Source organism: Ornithinibacillus proteolyticus (assembly GCF_039581225.1).
Classification (GTDB): domain Bacteria; phylum Bacillota; class Bacilli; order Bacillales; family Amphibacillaceae; genus Ornithinibacillus; species Ornithinibacillus massiliensis.
Window position 1 is genome coordinate 1 of the sequence record NZ_JBCPXV010000047.1, and the last position, 22,510, is coordinate 22,510.

Here is a 22,510-nt window from a genome sequence, read left to right on the forward strand (position 1 = left end):
TTTATCAGAGGGTGTCCTTTTTGTTTACTAAAAAGAGTAAGAATATTAAAAAAGACGTAGCACTTACCATTTTAAATGGTTAGCGCTACGTCTTTAATTATTTACTGGGGTTTTGTCCCAGCCTCTTACTATCCATATAATTATTTCTTTTTTATATTCTTTAACTTATAATGCAGTCGCATATAACGAATCCCAGCACCGAAGTCTAATGTAGCAAAAATAGCTAGCAGAATGGTCATGAAATTAAAAACCGTTTCTTCTGCAAAAGAAATTGCAACATAAATAAAAAAGACTCCCATCGTAAAGTATATAAGTGCCAAGGTCCTTGCGGTAATTCTCATAAATAATTAACCTCCGATTAGAATCATTTGTACCTGATTCCATTGCTGTTCAATCTGTTCAATTTGTTCTGGTGTAAGCGAGTATTGGTAGATGACGGAAATAGAATTTAACGTCATGTGAACAATAATCGGAACAATGATTTTTTTCGTTTTCACATATAGAAATGCAAATACAAATCCCATTGATGCGTATATTAGAATGTGCTCAGGTTCACCATGAATAATCCCGAAAATGAGTGCGGAAATTAACGCCGCAATAAAGAAATTAGTACGTTTATATAACGAAGCAAAAATAATCTTTCGGAAAATCACTTCTTCTAATATTGGTGCAATAATTGCAGGTACAATCGCGAATAATGGAACGGTCCTCGTAATCTGCATGATTGCTTGTGTATTTTCAGAACCTGTTCGGATACCAAATACATTCATTTCTATCATGGTCGCAATACCTTGAGCGAAATAAGCCAAGAAGACTCCTAATACAGTCCATCCTATCACATCACTTGTAAACCACTTACTTCTAGTCTGGGACATCTGCATATCAGGTTTCATTAATATTAAAACAATAATTAAACCAATTGTAAAACTAAAGATGGAATAAAAGATTAGAGCTTCGAGTTGATGAGCAGGAAAAAGTCGAAGCAGTAAGGGGCGAAAAAAACCTCCTGAAAGTTGCATAGCTATATAAGTAAGAATGACCCACCAGTATCGTTTAGGCAATAGATTCAGCTCCTTAAAGTCTACATGTTTTATAGTATTAGCGACAAACTGATTCCTGTGTATTTTATCATATTCAAGCGGTGGATAATAATAGAATCATCTCGGACAAGTTTTTTTAAAAAAATATACAACTCTATACTTGCAAAACATCACATTTTTATTTATTATATTAATTGGAATTAGCACTCGGGTTTAGAGAGTGCTAACAAATGATTAAACTATATCAAAAAGGAATTAAGGAGGTTATCTTCATGATTAAACCACTAGGAGATCGTGTTGTTATCGAGCTTGTTGAACAAGAAGAAAAGACTGCAAGCGGTATCGTACTTCCAGACTCTGCAAAGGAAAAGCCACAAGAAGGTCGCGTTGTTGCAGTAGGCACTGGTCGTGTAACTGATGGTGGAGAAAGAGTTGCACTTGAAGTTTCAGAAGGAGACCGTATCATCTTCTCTAAATTCGCTGGAACTGAAGTAAAGTACGATGGAACTGAATACTTAATTCTACGTGAAAGTGATATTTTAGCAGTAGTTAACTAATTAATATTATCGATAAATAAATGAAAATTTAAGGAGGGCATTTCAAGATGGCTAAAGAAATCAAATTTAGTGAAGACGCACGTAGCGCAATGCTTCGCGGTGTAGATACATTAGCAAATGCTGTAAAAGTAACATTAGGACCTAAAGGTCGTAACGTTGTTTTAGATAAAAAATTCGGTTCACCTTTAATTACGAATGATGGTGTTACAATCGCAAAAGAAATCGAATTAGAAGATGCATTTGAAAATATGGGTGCAAAGCTTGTTTCTGAAGTTGCTTCCAAAACAAATGATGTTGCTGGTGACGGTACTACAACTGCAACAGTTCTTGCACAAGCAATGATCCGTGAAGGTCTTAAAAACGTAACTTCCGGTGCAAACCCTGTAGGTATTCGCCGTGGTATTGAAAAAGCTGTAACAACTGCTGTTGAAGAATTACAAGCTATTTCAAAACCAATCGAAGGTAAAGAATCTATTGCGCAAGTTGCTGCAATTTCTGCTGCAGACGATGAAGTAGGTCACTTAATCGCTGAAGCTATGGAACGTGTTGGTAACGATGGTGTTATCACAATTGAAGAATCAAAAGGATTCACTACTGAGCTTGAAGTAGTAGAAGGTATGCAATTTGACCGTGGATATGCTTCTCCTTACATGGTAACAGACCAAGATAAAATGGAAGCTGTTCTAGAAAATCCTTATATCCTAATTACAGATAAGAAAATCAGCAATATCCAAGAAATCTTACCAGTTCTTGAGCAAGTTGTTCAACAAGGTAAGCCACTTCTATTAATTGCTGAAGATGTTGAAGGGGAAGCTCTTGCAACATTAGTATTAAACAAACTTCGCGGTTCATTCAATGCTGTAGCTGTTAAAGCTCCAGGATTCGGTGATCGTCGTAAAGCAATGCTTGAAGATATTGCTATCTTAACTGGTGGTCAAGTAATTACTGAAGATCTTGGCTTAGAGCTTAAGAGTGCTTCAATCGAACAATTAGGTACTGCTTCTAAAGTAGTGGTAACAAAAGAACATACTACTATTGTTGAAGGTTCAGGTAACCCAGAAGCAATCTCTGCTCGTGTATCTCAAATCCGTGCACAAGCTGAAGAAACTACTTCTGAATTCGATAAAGAAAAATTACAAGAACGTCTTGCTAAATTAGCTGGCGGTGTAGCAGTAATCAAAGTTGGTGCTGCAACTGAAACAGAATTAAAAGAGCGCAAACTACGTATCGAGGACGCACTAAACTCAACTCGTGCTGCAGTTGAAGAAGGTATCGTTTCTGGTGGTGGTACTGCACTAGTGAACGTATACAACAAAGTTGCTGGTCTAGACCTTGAAGGTGACGAAGCAACAGGTGCGAAAATCGTTCTTCGTTCTCTAGAAGAACCAGTTCGTCAAATCGCTCACAATGCTGGTCTAGAAGGATCTGTTATTGTAGAACGTCTAAAAGGCGAAGAAGTTGGAATTGGTTACAACGCAGCAACTGGCGAATGGGTAAACATGTTCAACGCTGGTATCGTTGACCCAACTAAAGTTACTCGTTCTGCATTACAAAACGCTGCATCTGTAGCGGCTATGTTCCTAACTACTGAAGCAGTAGTAGCAGACATTCCTGAAGAAAACCCTGCTGGTGGCGGCGGAATGCCGGATATGGGTGGAATGGGTCGGAGGAGTGTTACAAGGTGATTTTGGTCAGTCCTTCCGTTTTAAAATGCCCGTTACCGAATTAATTGGACAGCGAATTGTTAATTCATTCTGGTTATCGGTAGCAACGTTAATTTTTACCTATTTAATTGCGATACCACTAGGGATTACAAGTGGAAGATATAATGATACGTTTAGGGATCAGCTAATTACTGGTTATTCATATGTTGGGTTTGCAACGCCACTGTTTATCTTTGCACTAGTAATGCTTTGGATATTCGGGTTCCAGTTGCAATGGTTCCCAACTAGTGGAAGTGTCACCCCAGGTCTAGAACCTGGAACGTTCGATTATTTTATGAGTAAATTATATCATTTGTTATTACCAGCATTATCAATGGCACTTATTACAACATACAGTACGATTCAATATCTACGAAATGAGATAGTTGATACGAAACAAAAGGATTTTATTTTACTTGCAAGAGCTAAAGGTGCTTCTGAACAACGAGTTTATAATCGCCATATTTTGCGAAACTCACTATTACCAATAGCAGCATTTTTCGGATTTGAAATTACTGGACTAATTGGTGGCTCTATCTTTATTGAAAATATCTTTGGATATCCTGGGATGGGGCAATTGTTAATAGAATCGATTAGCCTAAGGGATTACAGTGTCGTGACAGCTACGACTTTATTATTCGGTGTAGCTTCTGTCATGGGTGCTTTACTTTCAGATATTATCTTGAGTCTAATTGATCCGAGAATTCGTATTAAATAAATTTTAGAGGTATATAGTGAGGTGAAAAATGTGGAAGCAAATGCAGCAAATGTAGAAGTGAAATCAAAGGAAGTAATCAAGAGTCCATCAGGTTTTAGCATAATTTGGAGAGAATTGGTCAGAGATAAGCTGGCATTAATTTCTTTAATATTCTTAGTAGGTATTACCGTATTTGTTTACGGAGTATCCATTGTACTGGATCAAGACGAAATTGTAAAGGTTGATTTATTTGCAATATATGAACCACCTGGAGAAGATTTTATACTAGGAACTGATTATGGTGGTCGAGATGTATTTGGACAGTTAATTATCGGTACACGAAATTCACTTTCGATTGCAATCATTGTAACAGTGTTAACAGGACTTATTGGAGTTATATTTGGATTAGCTTCTGGTTATTTTGGCGGGCATATCGATAACGTCATGATGCGTATCCTAGATTTCTTCTTAATCTTACCATTTACCATGATTGTAATTACATTCGTTGCAATTGTACCGAAATATAGTATTGTTACATTTTCACTTATCATGACGGCCTTTCTATGGATGGGAATCGCCCGATTAATTAGATCAAAAGCATTGCAGGAGAAGGAATTAGATTATATTCAAGCAGCGAAAACACTAGGTACATCAAATGTAAAAATTATATTTAAGCATTTGCTACCAAACTGTAGCTCTTTGATTATTGTAACCATGACATTAAATTTAGCTTCTAATATTGGATTAGAATCTGGTCTTTCCTTCTTAGGATTTGGTTTTCCAGAAAACACACCTAGTTTAGGAACATTACTAAGTTATGCAAGAAACCCACAAACATTGGAATTTAGGTGGTGGATATGGGTACCAGCTTCTGTAATGATTCTCCTATTAATGTTATGTGTTAATAACGTTGGTCAGGCATTGAAACGTGCAACAGATGCACGTCAAAGAAGAGGATAATTTATAGTTGAAGCTTTACTTAAACGAGTCATCATGTCAGCACATTATAGGGGGGTGAGGCTTAGAAGATTGGTAGGGTAAAAAACTAATGATTGTTACCTACATTAACACAAAGGTTGTGTTAATGTTGAGTATAAATTGTCGAAATATTCGACAAATAAAAGGGTTTAAAAAAAGGGAGGGTATTTAGCATGAGCAAGACAAACTTAACAAAGTGGCTATTTGCACTAATGCTTTCTTTACTATTAGTATTAGCTGCATGTAGTGGCAACACAGCTAATGAAGATCCGAAAGATGATCCAGATACTTCTAAAGATGAGGGTCAAGATGGTGACAAAGATGATGAGGAACCTGCAGAGGACGATGGGTTGTTCAACATCGAGGATTTCGCTTTAACGAAAACCAATGAAGGGGAAGCCATTCAAGGTGGAACACTTAATTATGGTTTAGTATCTGATACAGTATTTGAAGGTACTTTAAACTATAATTTCTATTCAGGTAACCCTGATTTTGTTGTAATTAGTTGGTTTGACGAGCCGTTACTATCAATAGACGATACCTTTACTTACACTAATGATGGGGCTGCAACATTCGAAACAGAGCCTTATGAAACCGATGAATATCCTAATGGTGTAACGTTTACATTTGAGATTCGTGACAATGTTAATTGGCATGATGGTGAGCCTGTAAAAGCGGAAGACTGGGCATATTCATTTGAAGTCATTGGTCACCCGGATTATCCAGGTGTTCGTTACGGCCCAGACTTCTCTGGTATTATCGGTATGGATGAGGACAATGCTGGTGAAGCAGATACAATCTCAGGTATCGAAATTGTTGATGAAAAAACATTAAAGATTACGTATAAAGAGTCTCAACCATCCTTACTAACAGGTGGTGTATGGCCTTACGCAATGCCTAAACATTTATTTAAAGATATTCCTGTAGCAGAAATGGAAGAACATGATTTAGTTCGTAAAAACCCAGTAGGTATGGGACCATTTAAAGTGAAGAGTATCGTGCCTGGTGAATCAGTAGTGTATGAAAAGTTTGAAGATTACTGGCGTGGAGAACCAAACTTAGATCAAGTAGTATTAAAGGTTGTAAATCCAGATACAGTTGTTCAGGCATTAAAAACTGGCGATGTAGATATGGTTAATAGCTTTCCATCTGATCAATTTGTAGATAACGCTAATTTGACTAACATTGAATGGTTAGGCCGAACAGAGTTATCGTATACGTATATTGGATTCAAGCTAGGACATTGGGATAAAGAAGAGAAGAAAGTTGTTATGGATCCCGATAAGAAAATGGCAGATGTAAACTTACGACGTGCAATGTGGTATGCCGTTGATAATGATGCAGTAGGTAAACAATTCTATAATGGATTACGTTGGAATGCAACGACACTAATCATTCCTCCATTCGGCGATTACCATGACCCAACTATTGAAACACCAACATTTGATCCAGACGAAGCTAACCGAATTTTAGATGAGGCTGGATATGAGGATGTTAATGGAGATGGATTCCGTGAAACTCCAGATGGTGAGGAGCTAGTAATTAACTTTGCTTCAATGTCAGGTGGAGATGTTGCGGAACCACTATCACAATACTATATCCAATCTTGGAAAAATGTTGGTCTAAATGTTCAATTAATTGACGGTCGTCTTCTAGAATTCAACTCTTTCTATGAGCGTGTAGGTGAAAAAGGAGATGACGACCCTGAAATTGATATTTATCAAGGTGCTTGGGGAACTGGTACAGATGTAAACCCTTATGGATTATACGGACCAGACCAAATCTTTAACTTCCCACGCTATGAAAGTGAGAAGAGTACAGAATTACTTTTAGAGGGTAATTCATTAAACGCCTTTGATGTTGAATATCGTCAGGACATTTATAAGCAATGGCAAGAACTAATGGTAGAGGATATCCCAGTATTCCCTACACTATACCGTGCTGAGTTAGTCCCTGTTAACAACCGTGTTCTTAACTATACAATTGAGCGTGGTAGCACAATGGGACTTCATGAGCTAGCTGTTACACAAGAAGAGCCATTCAAAGATGGTAACTAATAATTTATAAGAAGACGAAGAAGCTTAAGTGCTTCTTCGTTTTTCTATGTAATTTTCACGTAATATAGACCGTACTAAAGTACTAATCTAGTAATATTGACTTAAATCTATAACTTTTGTAATAAAACATAGTAGTTTTGGCAATCCTTGTAACAGACTTTTAAAAGTCTTGTAACGGCACAGTCTATTAACCTGTGTTAGGATAGGCTTTGTCCGAAAAATAAGGAGGGACTACTATGAAGACGATTGTAGCAACTATAGCTGCAGGATTAATGTTTGCATCTCCACTAAGCACTTCGGCACTTGAGTATGAAGTAGTAGAAGGTGATACACTATGGGGAATTGCAAACGAGTACGAAACAACCGTAGAATCATTATATGAATTGAACGAACTAGACACTGATATAATCTATCCAAAACAACAAATAGCAATCTATAAGAAATATTTAGTAGAAAAGGGAGATACACTCTTTGGAATCTCGGAGGAAAATAGTGTATCTGTGGAAGAGTTGAAAGAATGGAATAAGCTTACTTCAGATTTAATATTAGTTGGGCAAGAACTAATAATAAAGCAGGCTGAAGAGGAAGAAGATGAGAAAGCAGAAGAGAAGGAAGTTGCTGCTGCTAATTCTATTCAACCAACTGAAGTGAAATCAAGTACAGCAAGTGAAGAAGAAAGTAATACGAATGATGACCAGCCGGAAGGTAAAACATTAAGCGTAGTAGCTACTGCATATACCGCTGAATGTGACGGGTGTACAGGTATTACTTATACCGGGATTAACTTAAATGAGGATAGAAATGCAAAAGTAATTGCAGTAGATCCGGATGTGATTCCGTTAGGGTCTAAAGTGTATGTTGAAGGATACGGATACGCAATTGCTGGTGACATCGGTAGTGCAATTAAAGGAAATCGAATCGATATTCATCTCCCAACTAAAGAAGAAGCCTTTGATTGGGGAGTTAGAGAAGTAAATGTAACAATTGTGGAATAAATAAAGAAGAGTAACAACTAATGGAAGCATTATAATCGATGCTTCCATTTTTTTATTTCAAGATTGTGTTTGAATAGAATTTGGGTTATTGGTTTGAATCATTTCTTCAGGCTCTATTAATTGCTGGTTAATACCTACAATACCAAACCCAATTACGATCATAAGAAATAGGGCAACTAATATCTTTCTCACAGCTGATTCCTCCATCATGTTATGTCCCATAATGCTAGTATAATAGATAGTCTATGGGATAGACAATGACAATTTATATTTAATCTCCGGTAAATATTGCAAATGAGTGTATTAATAGGAAAGAAAGGAAAAAAGCTTGAAAAATTTTTATGAAGATAGCCCATTTAAAAAGGCTACATTACTTATATTTAAGTGTTTATCTTAACAACGTTTTTGAATGTGTATCTTCCTAAACATTTAAAGCATCTTATGATAAACTTAATATGATTAACTATATGGTAACGCTTACAAAAAATGATTTTCTATAAATAGGAGGTATTTCCAAATGAGTAGTAAAATATTAGATAGATTTTTAAATGAAAACTTATCTGATCTAAAAGCAAATGGACTTTACAATGAAATAGATCCAGTACAAGGTGCTAACGGACCGGTTATTACGATTAATGGGAAAAGCTTAATCAATCTTTCTTCTAACAACTATCTAGGGCTAGCAACTGATGAGAGGCTCAAGAAAGTAGCTCAAGAGGCAGTAAAATCCCATGGTGTAGGTGCTGGTGCCGTTCGTACAATCAATGGTACTTTGGACTTGCATATAGAACTAGAGAAGAAATTAGCTGAATTTAAAGGTACTGAAGCTGTTATTTCGTATCAATCTGGTTTTAACTGTAATATGGCTGCTATTTCTGCTGTAATGGACAAACATGATGCCATCCTTTCTGATGAATTAAACCATGCATCTATCATTGATGGATGTCGTCTATCTAGAGCCAAAATTATTCGCTTTGGACATTCCGATATGGATGATTTACGTCAGAAGGCGAAAGCAGCGGTTGAATCTGGTCAATATAATAAAATAATGGTAATTACCGACGGCGTATTCTCAATGGATGGGGATGTAGCGAAGCTTCCGGAAATCGTAGAGATTGCGGAAGAATTTGATTTAATTACGTATGTCGATGATGCACACGGATCTGGTGTACTAGGAAAAGGTGCAGGTACAGTGAAGCATTTTGGATTACAAGATAAAGTGGATTTCCAAATGGGTACGCTCTCCAAAGCCATTGGTGTTATCGGAGGATATGTTGCTGGTAAGGCAAATCTAATTGATTGGTTAAAAGTACGTTCTCGTCCATTTTTATTCTCCACTGCTGTATCTCCAGCAGATGCTGCAGCAAGTAAAAAGGCTGTTGAGATTCTAATGGAAAGTACAGAATTACATGACAAGCTGTGGGAAAATGGAAATTATTTAAAAGCTGGTCTGAAAAAATTAGGCTTTGATATTGGGGACAGTGAAACTCCGATTACTCCTTGTATCATTGGCGAAGAAAAAGCAGCGCAAGAGTTTAGTAAACGATTATTCGAAGCAGGAGTTTATGCTAAGTCAATCGTATTCCCAACGGTACCTAGAGGGACTGGGCGTGTACGCAATATGCCAACTGCAGCACATACGAAGGAAATGCTCGATGAGGCTATTAGCGCCTATGAAAAAGTAGGAAAAGATATGGGATTAATATAATTTGCATCTTTTAGATTTTTGAATAGAGGAGAAACCGATGAAAAAGATACTTGTTACAGGTGCTCGAGGACAAATTGGCTCAGAGCTGGTTACGAAGCTAAGAAGTATATATGGGGTCGCAAATGTAGTTTCAACAGACATTCGTTATTCAGAAGAAGAAAGCGAAAAAGGTCCATTTGAAGTAGTAGATGTAACGGATGAGAAGCGTATATATGAGGTAGCAAAGGACTACCAGGTAGACACAATCATGCATCTGGCAGCACTTTTATCAGCAACCGCTGAGAAAATGCCGAAAGTTGCATGGGATATTAATATGGGTGGACTTGTGAATGCCTTGGAAGTTTCCCGAGAGCTTAATTTACAGTTCTTTACACCAAGTTCAATTGGCGCATTCGGACCTACAACACCGAAGGACAGTACCCCACAGGAAACCTTACAAAGACCTACAACAATGTATGGTGTAAACAAAGTAGCAGGTGAGCTACTTTGCGATTATTATTTTGAACGTTATGGTGTCGATACACGGGGGGTACGCTTTCCAGGATTAATTTCGTATGTAGCCCCTCCTGGCGGTGGTACAACCGATTACGCAGTGGAAATTTATTATGAAGCGATTAAACAAAAAGCATACACGTCGTATATAGCAGAAGGCACCTACATGGACATGATGTTTATGCCAGATGCCCTTGATGCCATTGTTCAATTAATGGAAGCTGATCCTACTAAGCTAGTACATCGTAATGCATTTAATATTTCTGCTATTTCAGCGGAACCGATGGATTTTGCCAAAGCAATACAAAAGCATATTCCAGAATTCCAATTAACCTTTGATGTAGACCCTGTCAGACAAAAAATTGCCGACAGCTGGCCAAACAGCATCGATTCCTCAGCAGCAGAAGCGGAATGGGGATTCAAAGCAAAATATGATATAGACAATATGACAAAGGAAATGCTAGAGAAAGTGGAAGAAAAGTTAAAATAATTTAGTGGAGCGCTCTCACGGATGTGGGGGCGCTTTTTTTGGGGGGAGATGAGCCCGAATGGGAAGGAGATGCGCCCAAATGGGAAAAAGATGAGCCCGAGTGGGAGAAAGATGGACCCAAATGGGAAAAAGATGAGCCCAACTGGGAGAGATGAGCCTGAGTGGGAAGGAGATGCGCCCAAAAGAGAAAAAGATGAGCCCAAATGGGGAATAGATGAGCCCAAAAGAGAAAAAGATAAGCCCGAGTGGAAGAAAGATGGACCCAAATGGGAAGAAGATAAGCCCAATTACGAAAAAGATGTCCCCAAAGAAGAAATACATACGCCCGAATCAGGAATACATAAATCCAATAAGTCACACATACTCCCAAGTCACCATTAGATGCACTAGAAAACGGAAGCCAACATATAAAAACCCCCCTGCAACAACGCAGGGGGCTCGGTTCATTAACTATCTATTAACTTGCATACATCTCTTTAATGCGTTTCTGTAATTCTTTATCTTGTACGTATTCATCGTAGCTCATTTCTTTATCGATAATTCCGTTAGGGGTAATATCGATTAGGCGATTAGCAATACTATCGATGAACTGATGGTCATGAGAAGTGAATAGGATTGAACCTTTAAACTTAATTAGACCATTGTTTAATGCTTGGATAGACTCTAAGTCTAGGTGGTTAGTTGGATCATCTAATAATAATACATTCGCTTTAGATAGCATCATTTTTGATAGCATACAACGCACTTTTTCCCCTCCGGAAAGCACGTTTGCCTTCTTCAGTGCTTCTTCACCGGAGAATAGCATTCTTCCTAAGAACCCACGTAGGAATGTTTCGGTTTCGTCCTCAGGTGAGAACTGGCGCAACCAATCAACAAGGGTCAAATCACCATTTTGGAAATACTCACTGTTATCTTTCGGGAAATAGGATTGGGATGTGGTAACGCCCCATTTATACGTACCTGCGTCTGGCTCCATTTCTCCTGCCAAAATTTTAAATAGCGTTGTTTTAGCAATATCATTTTTACCGACTAGGGCAATCTTGTCGTCCTTGTTCATGATAAAGCTAACGTTATCTAATACCTTTTCTCCATTAATGGTTTTGGTTAAACCTTCGACACGAAGTAGGTCATTTCCGATTTCTCGCTCTGGTGTGAAGGCAATATAAGGGTATTTTCTAGATGATGGCTTAATATCGTCTAACGTGATATTATCAAGCATTTTCTTACGGGATGTTGCTTGCCTAGACTTAGACGCGTTAGCACTAAATCGTGCAATGAAGGCTTGTAGTTCTTTAATTTTTTCTTCCTTCTTCTTGTTCGCTTCCTGTGCCATTCTGCTAGCTAATTGGCTAGACTCATACCAGAAATCATAGTTTCCGATATATATTTGGATCTTTCCATAGTCAACATCTGCAATGTGCGTACATACTTTATTTAAAAAGTGTCTATCGTGTGATACGACAATAACCGTATTCTCGAAGTTTATTAAGAATTCTTCTAACCATTGAATGGCTTGAATATCTAATCCGTTTGTAGGCTCATCTAATAAAAGAATATCAGGGTTGCCGAATAGTGCTTGTGCTAGTAAAACTTTAACTTTTTGTTCTTCCGTTAAATCGGACATTAACTTACTATGAAGCTCTTCTTCAATACCAAGTCCCTTAAGAAGAATTGCAGCATCCGATTCAGCTTCCCAACCGTTCATTTCAGCAAATTCGCCTTCAAGTTCAGCAGCACGCATGCCGTCTTCTTCTGTGAATTCAGCTTTCATATAAATTTGGTCTTTTTCTTGCTTTACGGCATATAGTTTTTCATGTCCCATTAATACAGTTTCTAATACAGGATGATCTTCATAAGCGAAGTGATCCTGTTTTAGTACAGCTAAACGTTCACCAGGAGACATGGATACATTTCCGGTCTGGGGCTCAATTTCACCGGAGAGGATCTTTAGAAATGTAGATTTTCCTGCACCGTTAGCGCCAATTACGCCATAGCAATTGCCAGGTGTAAATTTTAAGTTAACATCTTCAAACAACTTTTTATCGCCATATCGTAAACTTACATTCGTTACAGTTATCATGTATAAGTTTTCCTCCAATAATATTACTATCGTAAGCTTACGAAATTTAAAGGCGTTAGTCAATGCAAAACCTTGATTTATCTACTATTTACCAGTATTCAATAAATTAAATTGTAAATTTGTCTTGTATATTTGTTGTTTTTTCGGTAAAGTTTTGGTATATCCGTTTTTTGAGTGGTTGGTATGAGAAAAAAGCTCGGTGAAAGTCCTGAGTGGAGGGGAAAACATGAGAGAAAGGACTATCTACTTTATCTTTACAGATACTGGGACATACCTTTCAAGAATGATTAACTTATATACAAATAAGTCGTTAAATCATGTGTCAATTGGTTTTGATCATGAGTTAAAAGAAGTATATAGCTTCGGACGTGTTAATCCAAAGAATCCGTTTAGTGGTGGCTTTGTTCGGGAAGATATTAGAGGTGAATTTTTAAAACACGCTAATAGTGCGATCTATGCATTAAATGTAACTGAACTAGAATATGTGCAAATACGCCATCATATAAAAGAGATTGAAAAGCGTTCCGCAGACTATAAATATAACTTTATTGGGTTATTAGGTATTGCCTTTAAAATTGAGATTCGTAGAAAAAATGCGTTTTTCTGTTCCCAATTCGTTGCAACCGTTATGCAGGATACCGATTCTTTTAAGCTATCAAAGCCAACCAATTTGGTGACACCATCTGATTTAAGAGAAAATACGGAATTAAAGTTACTATATCAAGGTAGATTAGGTGACTATCCGAAGCATCAGCTGAGAGAGGAAGTACTCGATTTACCGAAGCAATCATTAATTCATTTGGTTTCTAAAAAAGTAAAGCAATTAGTCTTTAGTAGATAAATATAAAGGGCCGATTTCCCTACTGGATTAGGGGAATCGGCCCTTTCTGTCTATTTACTTAAAAAGGTCTCTATGCCTAGTGTTTCATATGGTACTTTTAGTTTAAATGAGAGGTTATTTGCTTCTAAATCCATCTGTTCGACACTGACATGGAAGTTGCTCTTAATATCCATTTGAGTGACGGCTACGTAGATTTCTTCATCGTCCGGGTTAATTGTGACCCAGTCTGGCATAGGCAAGTATTCACTCATATACTCCATGACCTTTTTATTTGGGAGCTCCAGCAAGCCTAATGAAATCGACTTTTGCTTTAGAACGACATCCCCATTATCTTGCACTAATGGCTCTAGGCGGATAGATAGTGGAACTGTTGTGGAGAATACGGGTAATTCCCCAACTAATTGCACATCCTCCTCTAAAGAAACACTATATTTATGCTTGGAGTCTTTCATATACTCATACATATACGCATTAATGAGCTCATTTAAGTTCTTCTTGGTTGTTCTTATGATAAACTCAGAACTGTTTTGGGTTGTTTGATGCTCTCCGGCTGGAACTTTTGATCGTTCAACTGGCCAAAAAATTAATAAGGCAATAATGACTAGCACGGAAAAATTCAACAGGAGTAGAGCTATAAAGGAGCTTTTCCATAAATTTTTATTCGGTTTTTCTTGTTCCATACTGCTCCACCTTCTAACAAGCTATTCTCTAACTAAATAGTTTAATATTCTTTCTGCTATCAGTTTATATCCGATATCATTCGGGTGAAAATGATCGTCTGCAAATAAATTAACTTCTGTACTGATGAAAATGTCCTTTGTAGGGATAAAGGTTGCACCAGCTTCCTTCGCAACTTGTTCACTTGTATGGTTCCAATTATCAACAATCATATCCAGCTCTTTGATATGCTCGAAATATTGTTGAAACGGGTTATAAAAACCAACGAGATAAACTGATGCATTTGGATTTAGCTCCTCGAGCTTTGCAAATATTTGGTGTAAACGTTTTTCATAATTAACTCTTTCTTTAGAAAAGGCTTCATAGGTGATATTCGTAAAATTTTCCTTTAATACTTGCATAATATCATTTGCACCAATCGTCATAATCACAATGTCAGCACGTTTAAGTGATTTTACTATTTCGGGCTCATCTATACGTTTAAGCAATTGATCTGTTCGGTTACCCCGTTTCCCATAGTTGTCAAAAGTTACAAGATTAGCATCAGCATTTAGTTGACTATCTAAAATGCCAACATATCCACCTTGTTTGGTACTATCTCCAACTCCTTGTGTTAAGGAATCACCAATCGCAACAATATGGCTTTCTTGTTTGGAAAAGAAGTTAATCGTACTTTGAATCGCAGCTTTAAATTCTTTACTAAATTCAGTAAAAGGAGTATGGGCTGCTTCATTAGGGATATCCTCTGCTACCTCTGGTTCTGATGTTTCCTGATTAGTCGCGTCCACATTTTCGGCACGCTCTACAGGAGAGGTAGGGGAGGATAGCTGTGCACGATATAGTCCCAACACACAAGCTAAGACAAATATGGAAGCAAGTGTCATAATCATGATGATTGTCTTTTTTTTCATGTAAACACACCTATATTAGTTCGATTTTGTATGCAATTTGCTTTTACATTAGTGTATGAAAGCCTAAAATACAAATCTACTGATTTTATTATATATACCCATTTTTTCATTGTTTTAAAAGTGGAAGAGAAAATTGTCAAATTTAATCAATCGACATTTGCCGAGCTTGTTACAAAAATGTACATTTTTTGTCCGGGAAGAATTTTTTTATCTCCATTTATCGTATAAAATTAGGAAACCATCATGTCCTACATAGAAGACATGATGGTAAATATAATACGTTATCGTTTTGAATAGCTCTTAATAAATCATTACTTGTTTTTTGCCATAAAAAAGCTACGGAACGTATGCATTCTATTGATTTGCATCTTAAATTAGCGGCACAGAAAGACTATGTCAATTGAAATTTTAACGATCACGCATTTTCATTTTTCGCATTGGGAATCGGTAAATGGATCCTAGATAGATAACTAATGCGAGCCAGATGAAACTAAAGGCAATAAGATGCTCCCTGGTAAATGTTTCATGATAGATAAATACGCCAATCAACAACATTAAGGTTGGTGCGATATACTGAAGGATGCCGACCATTGCTAATGGTATCCGTTTAGCACCACTGGCAAACAATAGCAATGGGATAGCCGTCATCGCACCAGCACCGATTAAAAGGAGATTTTTCATAGATGTAATATCCTGCACAGAAAATGAATTCTCCGGTATAAGAAATAGATAGATAAGCGCAATAGGTGTAATAATCAACGTTTCAATGGTTAGCCCATACATGGCAGGAATATCAACCATTTTCTTAAATAAACCATATAATGCAAAACTAACGGCTAAGAATAAGGATACCCAAGGAAAGACACCATAGCTCACGGTCAGATATAAAACGCCAACTCCTGCTAAGATAACAGATACGGTTTGACTTTTAGTTAGCCTTTCCTTTAGTACGATAATCGCTAGTAAAATACTAACCAGTGGATTAATGTAGTATCCTAGACTAGCTTGTAGCATATGCTCACTATTTACGGCCCAGATATAGACGAGCCAGTTCAAGCTAATGACAACAGAAGCTAATGTAATACTAATGAGTTTTTTCTTATCCTTTATTATCCGTTTCCATTCTGTCCCAAGCCCCTGCCATTTACGCATTGAAAGTACAACAACTATCATAAAAACAAAGGACCAAACAATCCGGTGTGCCAAAATTTCCCCTGCTGGTACATCCTCAACTAACTTCCAATAAATCGGAAGCAGTCCCCAAACTACATATGCAAACACCGCATATAGCATGCCAATTTTATCAGATTTCTGCTCCATGTTAACCCTTCTTTTCTTCAAATAATTACTAATATTAGAACTGATTGTATAAAAAGGCAATTAAAAGGCTTAGGAGAAATAAAAAAGAAAACGCTTTCATAATCTGGGGTAATAGAATATGATAGTAGTAGATTCCGTATCAAGTTAAAGATGAGGAGGAGAAGTATGGCACGCTCGTATAAATATATGGAAACGTCTGTTATTCATGGGGGATATGATACAAAAGAGATGTTAGGAAGCCTTACCCCACCATTATTTCAAACCTCGACCTACACATTTGAATCAGCAGAGCAAGGGGAAAGGCGCTTTGCGGGGGAAGAGGATGGGTACATTTATTCTCGACTAGGAAATCCAACCGTAACCATTTTAGAAGAAAGAATTGCTGAACTTGAAAATGGGGAGCGGGGGCTGGCATTTAGCTCAGGAATGGCCGCGATATCAGCTATATTAATTGCCTTAACGAAGGCAAATGATCATGTCCTTTGTTCTTCAGGACTGTATGGATGTACATTTGGATTATTAACCATGATGAAAGAAAAATATAATATTACACATGATTTTTCCAGCATGGAGACTGAGGAGGCGATTCGTTCTAAGATTAAGCCTGAAACAGTCTGTATCTATGTGGAGACACCTATTAATCCGACAATGAGGCTGATTGATTTAGAGATGGTAGCAAGAGTTGCAAAAGAAAATGACATAGTAGTTGTTGTAGACAATACGTTTGCATCACCTTATTTACAAAATCCATTAGATTTAGGCTGTGATGTAGTGCTTCATAGTGCAACGAAATATATAGGTGGGCACGGAGATGTCATTGCAGGCCTAGCAGTAGGAAAGAAGGATTTATTAGATGAAATCGCAATGACTACGTTAAAGGATATCGGTGGTGTTATAGCACCATTTGATGCGTGGTTATTGTTAAGAGGGTTGAAAACATTACCTGTTCGGATGGAACGTCATTGTACGAATGCCGAGGAAATAGTGAAGCGTTTAAAGGAGCACCCTAATGTTTCTACCGTATATTATCCAAATGATGATTCTCACCCAGATTATCCTATTATGAAAAAACAGATGAGGCGTGGCGGGGGAGTCATTTCATTTTCATTAAAAGGGACAAAGAAAGATGCGCAAGCCTTTCTAAACCATCTATCTTTTTTAAAGATTGCCGTTTCCCTTGGCGATACCGAAACATTAATTGAGCATCCCGCAACGATGACCCATGCCGTTGTTCCCGAAGAATCTAGAGAAAAGATGGGAGTTACCGATCAATTAATACGCTTGTCAGTTGGATTAGAGGCTTGGCAGGACATCTGGGCGGATTTGGAGCAAGCACTTAATCAAATCAAGATTAACTCGGACGCTTACTCCAAGGCTTAAGGGTCCCGATGACAGTTTCTCGATAATCGTGCTTAATCACTTTGATGACACCACTTGCGATCTCCTCATGTGTGAGCCATCTGGAAATTCTATTTTCTAATACAAAGCCTAAATAAACACGTCTGTATTCACAATTATCGGGTACAGTCGTGTTTTCCTTTACAAAGAAAGAAGAGCTTCCTTGTACGTGAATTAATTTCCAAGGTTTCTTTCTCTCTTTTACTACCTTTAAAATCGTTGGTAATGCATGGGGAGCGGAATTATGAATCCAGCTAACGATTAGATCGGGATACCCACCTTTTAGTTGGATTGCTTCTTGTATCTTTTTTTGAAGTGCAGCTTCATCATGGTAATCAACCGAGATGGAATAAAGCTTATGGGGAAAGAGGCATCTTCCTTGCATAGCTTGAAACTTATTTTTATTTCGATGCACAACATACACATCATAACCTTCTTCTGCGAGAAAGTGACAAACCCTCTCTAGCATTCCTGTTCCACCGATAACAATAGCAAATAAATTTTTAGTCATGCTTTTATCCCCCTTCTGTTATATTATTATATAATGAATGGTTCTGTATAAACGAACCTACAAGAAGTATGCTATAGTTACTTATGTTCATTAGTTTGGTGATTCGAATTAATTTTATTTAGATAAAGGGGTAATTGGTATGGAATTCATGCCATATTTATTATTTGCGATTATATTGTTTAACATTGCACTAGGAATATCAATTGTTTTCCTAGAGCGTAAAGATGCTTCGGCCACATGGGCATGGCTCATGGTATTGCTTTTCATACCAATTGCTGGGTTCTTCTTGTATTTGATTTTTGGAAGACGATTAAGCGGAAAGCGTATCTTCACATGGGATGCAAAATCTAAGCTTGGTGTGAAGAAGACGGTTCAGTCCCAGCTAAGAGCGATTGAAAATGATCAATTTGTTTTTAATGAATTAGAAGAGTATAAGGACTTGTACTATTTACATTTACGAAATGATGATGCGATATTAACTCAAAATAATGCCATCGACATATTTGTGGATGGAAAAGAGAAGTTCAAGTCATTACTTGATGATATGGAACGCGCAAAAGACCATATTCATCTATTATATTACATTATTCGTCATGATGAATTAGGTTTACAGATTGCCAATATGCTTCTCAAAAAGGCAAAAGAAGGTGTAGAAGTTAGGGTGCTATATGATGCTCTTGGTACTCGTTCCTTAAGACCAAAGTATATGAAAGTTCTCAGAAAAGCTGGGGTACAATTAGAGGCATTTTTCCCATCATTGATTCCGAAAATTAATTTCAAGCTCAATTATCGCAATCACAGAAAGCTAGCTATTATTGATGGGAAAGTAGGTTACATCGGTGGATTTAATATTGGCGATGAGTATTTGGGCAAGAGTAAGAAGTTTGGTTATTGGCGTGACACGCATCTTCGAATTATCGGTGATGCAGTTCAGAGTATGCAGACTCGTTTTATCCTAGATTGGAACCAGGCTTCGAAGCAGGATATTCATTATGATAAGCGATACTATGCTTCTGTTCCAAAGGGTGAAGCAGGTGTTCAAATTGTTTCCAGTGGTCCAGATTCGAACTGGGAGCAGATCAAAAATGGTTATATAAAAATGATTTTGTCCGCTAAAAAGTACGTCTATATTCAAACTCCTTACTTTATCCCGGATGAAAGCTTAAGAGATGCGATTCGAATTGCAGCCTTATCTGGTGTTAAAGTGAAAATTATGATTCCGAATAAGCCAGACCACCCATTTGTATATTGGGCAACGCTTTCCTATGTAGGAGACATGTTACAAGCGGGTGCAGAGGTTTATATTTATCAAAAAGGTTTTCTACATTCAAAAACAATTGTGGTAGATGGCAAAATTGCTTCTGTTGGAACGGCGAATATTGACGTGAGAAGCTTCCGTTTGAATTTTGAAGTAAATGCTTTTCTGTATGACCGTACCCTGGCAGCAAAGCTGGTTGAAGCCTTTCATGAGGATGTAGAGAACTCCACACAAATGACAAGTAAACTCTACAACAAACGTTCGTTTGGAATACGAATAAAAGAATCAGTATCAAGATTACTCTCACCAATACTATAAGAAATGTAATCGTACAATTATGATTTGCTTATGAAACGTAAAAAGATGGCTAGAATCAGCACGGGGTCCTATCTAGTTTCTTATTATCGTACGCAAGGGTCTGACTGAGGAAGGTTTACCGTTTAATTAATAAAAAAGGATTCTTCTATATTCGTTAACTAACTTTTGGAGTGATGTTCAATTGGAAAAAAAACCATGTTCAAGTTCATTAGCAGTTAAGACATCTCATGTATTACCACCAGATACCAATTATCATGGCACATTATTCGGTGGTACGTTAATGGCTCATATTGATGATGTCGCAGCAATTGCAGCGGTTCGCCATTGCCGTAAAGCGGTAGTTACAGCTTCTACGGACTCTGTTGACTTTTTAGAGCCTGTAAAGCAAGGTAACTCTATATGTGTAGAAGCATTTGTCACTTGGACACGTAATACATCGATGGAAGTATTCGTAAAAGCAGTAACAGAAGACCTGCTTACAGGGAAGCGTAAAGTATGTGCGACAGCCTTTTTAACCTTTGTAGCGGTGGATGAAAATCTACGCCCTGTACCCGTACCGGAGGTTTACCCAGAGACTGAATCAGAGAAGCTGTTATATGAAGGTGCCTCTTTACGTGCAGAGCGTCGTAAAGAGCGAAGAAAGTATTCTAGAGAATTCGCCGACAAGTTTGGAACATCATATCCGTGGAATAATTAGACATCTTACAGTAAAATTATATTATGTGTGTTTCTAGGCAGATAGGAAAGTGTAATAATCTTTCCTGCTTAGCATTAGAAAAGGAGCCTATTTTTATAGGGCTTCTTTCTTTATTGTGAGGGAAATTCTCATAATTGGTTATCCTAAGCATAAGTATGTAGCTAAGACAGAAGAGAAAGGGGTTACATGATGACGTTTATTGAAAATTTAGTTGGTGAAGCTAATAATATTTTATGGTCATATGTACTTATTATTGTATTAATTGGATTAGGCTTGTATTTTACAATACGAACGAAACTTGTTCAATTTATTAATATTCCAGAAATGTTCCGGGTTATCTTTGACAAGCGGAGCATAAATGCCTCGGGTAAGAAAGGTACATCTTCATTCCAGGCATTTGCAATAAGTGCAGCATCTAGAGTTGGAACCGGTAACCTTGCTGGGGTAGCATCAGCTGTTGCCATTGGTGGCCCTGGAGCAATATTTTGGATGTGGGTCATTGCCTTATTAGGAGCGGCATCAGGCTTTGTAGAAAGTACGTTAGCTCAAGTATATAAGGTTCCAGAAAAGAGCCAATATCGTGGTGGACCTGCTTACTATATGGAAAAAGGCCTCAAAAGCCGTTGGTTAGGGATCATATTTGCGATTACGATAACATTTACATATGGGCTCGTATTCAACTCTGTGCAATCGAATACGATTAGCCTTGCGTTTGATGATCAGTTTCATATTTCAGGATCTACCATGGCAATTGTATTATTAGTTTTAGTAGCATTAGTTATTTTTGGCGGTTTAAAAAGTATTGCGAATGTGTCGCAAGTAATCGTTCCAGTTATGGCTACCATCTATTTACTGATTGCTTTTTATGTTGTACTTATCAATATTGACGCAATTCCTGAAATCATATCCCTTATATTTGCTAATGCATTTGGTTTACGAGAGGTTGCTGGTGGTGGATTTGGTGCAGCAATCATGATGGGAATTAAACGTGGATTATTCTCGAATGAGGCAGGTATGGGGAGTGCACCTAATGCTGCCGCGACAGCAGAAGTGTCTCACCCGGTAAAACAAGGATTAATCCAAGCATTAGGAGTATTCTTTGATACGTTACTAATTTGTACAGCAACAGGATTTATCATTATTACTGCAGGTGATTATGCTGGCAGTAAATTAGATGGAATCCAACTAACACAGAACGCCTTTACGCAGCATGTTGGTGATTGGTCAGGAATCTTTATTGCGATTGCGATATTCCTCTTTGCTTATAGCTCTATATTAGGGAATTACTATTATGGTGAAAGTAATATTGGCTATATTAAAGATAGCCCAGGATGGTTATTTGTGTATCGTCTGGCAGTATTAGCAATGGTTGCTTTTGGTGCATTAGCGAGCTTTGACTTTGTTTGGGCACTAGCAGATTTAACGATGGCGATTATGGCATTAATCAACCTGTATGCAATCACGAAGCTCTATAAAATTGTGCATGTTGTATTACGGGATTACCGTGAGCAGCGTCGTGCAGGGAAGGATCCTGTATTTAATCGCGAAATATTGGATGATCCAAGTGGAGTTGAATTTTGGGAACCTGGACAGGTGAAAGGAAAAGAATAGCGTAATTGGATAGACATTCGTCATGAGGCGGATGTCTATTTTTTTAATGTTTTTGAAAACCCCTTGCTATGCGAGGGGTTCCGGAAAGCTTTCAGCGTGGGACAAAAAAGCCTCACTTCATGGTAAGATAAAGTTGGTTTCCCGACCACTAAATCTCACCGAAGAAGGAG

General features: G+C 37.6%; 21 protein-coding genes and 1 pseudogene. 14 read left to right on the forward strand and 8 right to left on the reverse strand.

Going from position 1 to position 22,510, the window contains the following annotated elements:
* Positions 1-140: 140 nt before the first annotated feature.
* Together AAIB49_RS16480 and AAIB49_RS16485 are read right to left on the reverse strand one after the other, a co-directional pair.
* Positions 141-341 (reverse strand): YdiK family protein, encoded by a 201-nt coding sequence (locus AAIB49_RS16480; RefSeq protein ID WP_186869095.1) that lies wholly within the window; start codon positions 339-341, stop codon positions 141-143.
* A 6-nt stretch (positions 342-347) separates the two neighbouring features.
* Positions 348-1,061 (reverse strand): CPBP family intramembrane glutamic endopeptidase, encoded by a 714-nt coding sequence (locus tag AAIB49_RS16485; RefSeq protein ID WP_339217109.1) that lies wholly within the window; start codon positions 1,059-1,061, stop codon positions 348-350.
* 251 nt (positions 1,062-1,312) lie between these two features.
* Here AAIB49_RS16485 and groES point away from each other — a divergent pair, with 251 nt between their 5' ends.
* The 6 genes and pseudogenes from groES (at position 1,313) to AAIB49_RS16515 (ending at position 8,027) form a co-directional block, all read left to right on the forward strand.
* The gene (gene groES / locus AAIB49_RS16490; protein WP_186869093.1) at positions 1,313-1,597 is read left to right on the forward strand and encodes a co-chaperone GroES; all 285 of its coding nucleotides are present in this window, start codon (positions 1,313-1,315) and stop codon (positions 1,595-1,597) included.
* A 47-nt stretch (positions 1,598-1,644) separates the two neighbouring features.
* A complete protein-coding gene (gene groL, locus AAIB49_RS16495; RefSeq protein ID WP_343458643.1) occupies positions 1,645-3,282 on the forward strand; it encodes a chaperonin GroEL in 1,638 nt (545 codons plus the stop codon).
* Positions 3,257-4,018 (forward strand): annotated as a pseudogene (locus AAIB49_RS16500) (ABC transporter permease); the annotation flags it as partial. The gene groL and the pseudogene AAIB49_RS16500, both read left to right, overlap by 26 nt.
* Before the next feature lie 30 nt (positions 4,019-4,048).
* Entirely contained in the window at positions 4,049-4,957 is a 909-nt protein-coding gene (locus AAIB49_RS16505) for an ABC transporter permease subunit (RefSeq protein ID WP_186868246.1), read from the forward strand.
* Between the two features lie 191 nt (positions 4,958-5,148).
* Entirely contained in the window at positions 5,149-7,032 is a 1,884-nt protein-coding gene (gene opp4A / locus AAIB49_RS16510) for an oligopeptide ABC transporter substrate-binding protein (RefSeq protein WP_343458644.1), read from the forward strand.
* Positions 7,033-7,268: 236 nt separating this feature from the next.
* Complete coding sequence (locus AAIB49_RS16515) at positions 7,269-8,027, forward strand: 3D domain-containing protein (RefSeq protein ID WP_343458645.1); 759 nt, start codon at positions 7,269-7,271, stop codon at positions 8,025-8,027.
* A gap of 57 nt (positions 8,028-8,084) precedes the next feature.
* On the opposite strand, the gene AAIB49_RS16520 is transcribed toward AAIB49_RS16515, so the two are convergent.
* Positions 8,085-8,219 carry a hypothetical protein gene (locus tag AAIB49_RS16520; RefSeq protein ID WP_255488067.1) on the reverse strand — a complete coding sequence of 45 codons (135 nt, stop codon included), beginning with the start codon at positions 8,217-8,219 and terminating at the stop codon, positions 8,085-8,087.
* A 325-nt stretch (positions 8,220-8,544) separates the two neighbouring features.
* Between AAIB49_RS16520 and AAIB49_RS16525 the strand changes: the two genes are divergently transcribed.
* The 3 genes from AAIB49_RS16525 to AAIB49_RS16535 are packed head-to-tail and all read left to right on the forward strand — an operon-like array spanning position 8,545 to position 11,098.
* Complete coding sequence (locus AAIB49_RS16525; protein ID WP_343458646.1) at positions 8,545-9,735, forward strand: glycine C-acetyltransferase; 1,191 nt, start codon at positions 8,545-8,547, stop codon at positions 9,733-9,735.
* A gap of 37 nt (positions 9,736-9,772) precedes the next feature.
* Entirely contained in the window at positions 9,773-10,717 is a 945-nt protein-coding gene (locus AAIB49_RS16530; RefSeq protein ID WP_343458647.1) for an NAD-dependent epimerase/dehydratase family protein, read from the forward strand.
* Between the two features lie 48 nt (positions 10,718-10,765).
* Positions 10,766-11,098: a hypothetical protein gene (locus tag AAIB49_RS16535; RefSeq protein ID WP_343458648.1), complete on the forward strand. Its 333-nt coding sequence runs from the start codon at positions 10,766-10,768 to the stop codon at positions 11,096-11,098.
* A gap of 76 nt (positions 11,099-11,174) precedes the next feature.
* On the opposite strand, the gene AAIB49_RS16540 is transcribed toward AAIB49_RS16535, so the two are convergent.
* Positions 11,175-12,797: an ABC-F family ATP-binding cassette domain-containing protein gene (locus AAIB49_RS16540; RefSeq protein ID WP_211741111.1), complete on the reverse strand. Its 1,623-nt coding sequence runs from the start codon at positions 12,795-12,797 to the stop codon at positions 11,175-11,177.
* A 226-nt stretch (positions 12,798-13,023) separates the two neighbouring features.
* Between AAIB49_RS16540 and AAIB49_RS16545 the strand changes: the two genes are divergently transcribed.
* Entirely contained in the window at positions 13,024-13,638 is a 615-nt protein-coding gene (locus AAIB49_RS16545) for a hypothetical protein (protein ID WP_343458649.1), read from the forward strand.
* A gap of 50 nt (positions 13,639-13,688) precedes the next feature.
* Here the strand turns inward: AAIB49_RS16545 and AAIB49_RS16550 are convergent, their stop codons facing one another.
* The 3 genes from AAIB49_RS16550 to rarD all read right to left on the reverse strand — a co-directional run bounded on the left by AAIB49_RS16550 (position 13,689) and on the right by rarD (position 16,547).
* On the reverse strand, positions 13,689-14,318 hold the full coding sequence (locus AAIB49_RS16550; protein ID WP_339213028.1) for a YpmS family protein: 630 nt from the start codon (positions 14,316-14,318) through the stop codon (positions 13,689-13,691).
* Between the two features lie 21 nt (positions 14,319-14,339).
* Positions 14,340-15,227 (reverse strand): SGNH/GDSL hydrolase family protein, encoded by an 888-nt coding sequence (locus tag AAIB49_RS16555; protein WP_343458651.1) that lies wholly within the window; start codon positions 15,225-15,227, stop codon positions 14,340-14,342.
* 408 nt (positions 15,228-15,635) lie between these two features.
* Positions 15,636-16,547 (reverse strand): EamA family transporter RarD, encoded by a 912-nt coding sequence (rarD, locus tag AAIB49_RS16560; protein WP_339213032.1) that lies wholly within the window; start codon positions 16,545-16,547, stop codon positions 15,636-15,638.
* A 165-nt stretch (positions 16,548-16,712) separates the two neighbouring features.
* On the opposite strand from rarD, the gene megL reads away from it, so the two are divergent.
* Entirely contained in the window at positions 16,713-17,927 is a 1,215-nt protein-coding gene (gene megL, locus AAIB49_RS16565) for a methionine gamma-lyase (protein ID WP_339213033.1), read from the forward strand.
* Here megL and AAIB49_RS16570 read toward each other — a convergent pair.
* Positions 17,899-18,456: a Rossmann-fold NAD(P)-binding domain-containing protein gene (locus tag AAIB49_RS16570; protein WP_343458652.1), complete on the reverse strand. Its 558-nt coding sequence runs from the start codon at positions 18,454-18,456 to the stop codon at positions 17,899-17,901. The two genes, megL and AAIB49_RS16570, sit on opposite strands and share 29 nt — an antisense overlap.
* A 139-nt stretch (positions 18,457-18,595) precedes the next feature.
* On the opposite strand from AAIB49_RS16570, the gene cls reads away from it, so the two are divergent.
* The 3 genes from cls to AAIB49_RS16585 all read left to right on the forward strand — a co-directional run bounded on the left by cls (position 18,596) and on the right by AAIB49_RS16585 (position 22,340).
* On the forward strand, positions 18,596-20,032 hold the full coding sequence (gene cls, locus AAIB49_RS16575; protein ID WP_343458653.1) for a cardiolipin synthase: 1,437 nt from the start codon (positions 18,596-18,598) through the stop codon (positions 20,030-20,032).
* Between the two features lie 181 nt (positions 20,033-20,213).
* A complete protein-coding gene (locus tag AAIB49_RS16580; protein WP_339213038.1) occupies positions 20,214-20,729 on the forward strand; it encodes an acyl-CoA thioesterase in 516 nt (171 codons plus the stop codon).
* Between the two features lie 189 nt (positions 20,730-20,918).
* Positions 20,919-22,340 (forward strand): alanine/glycine:cation symporter family protein, encoded by a 1,422-nt coding sequence (locus AAIB49_RS16585; RefSeq protein WP_343458654.1) that lies wholly within the window; start codon positions 20,919-20,921, stop codon positions 22,338-22,340.
* Positions 22,341-22,510 lie beyond the last annotated feature (170 nt).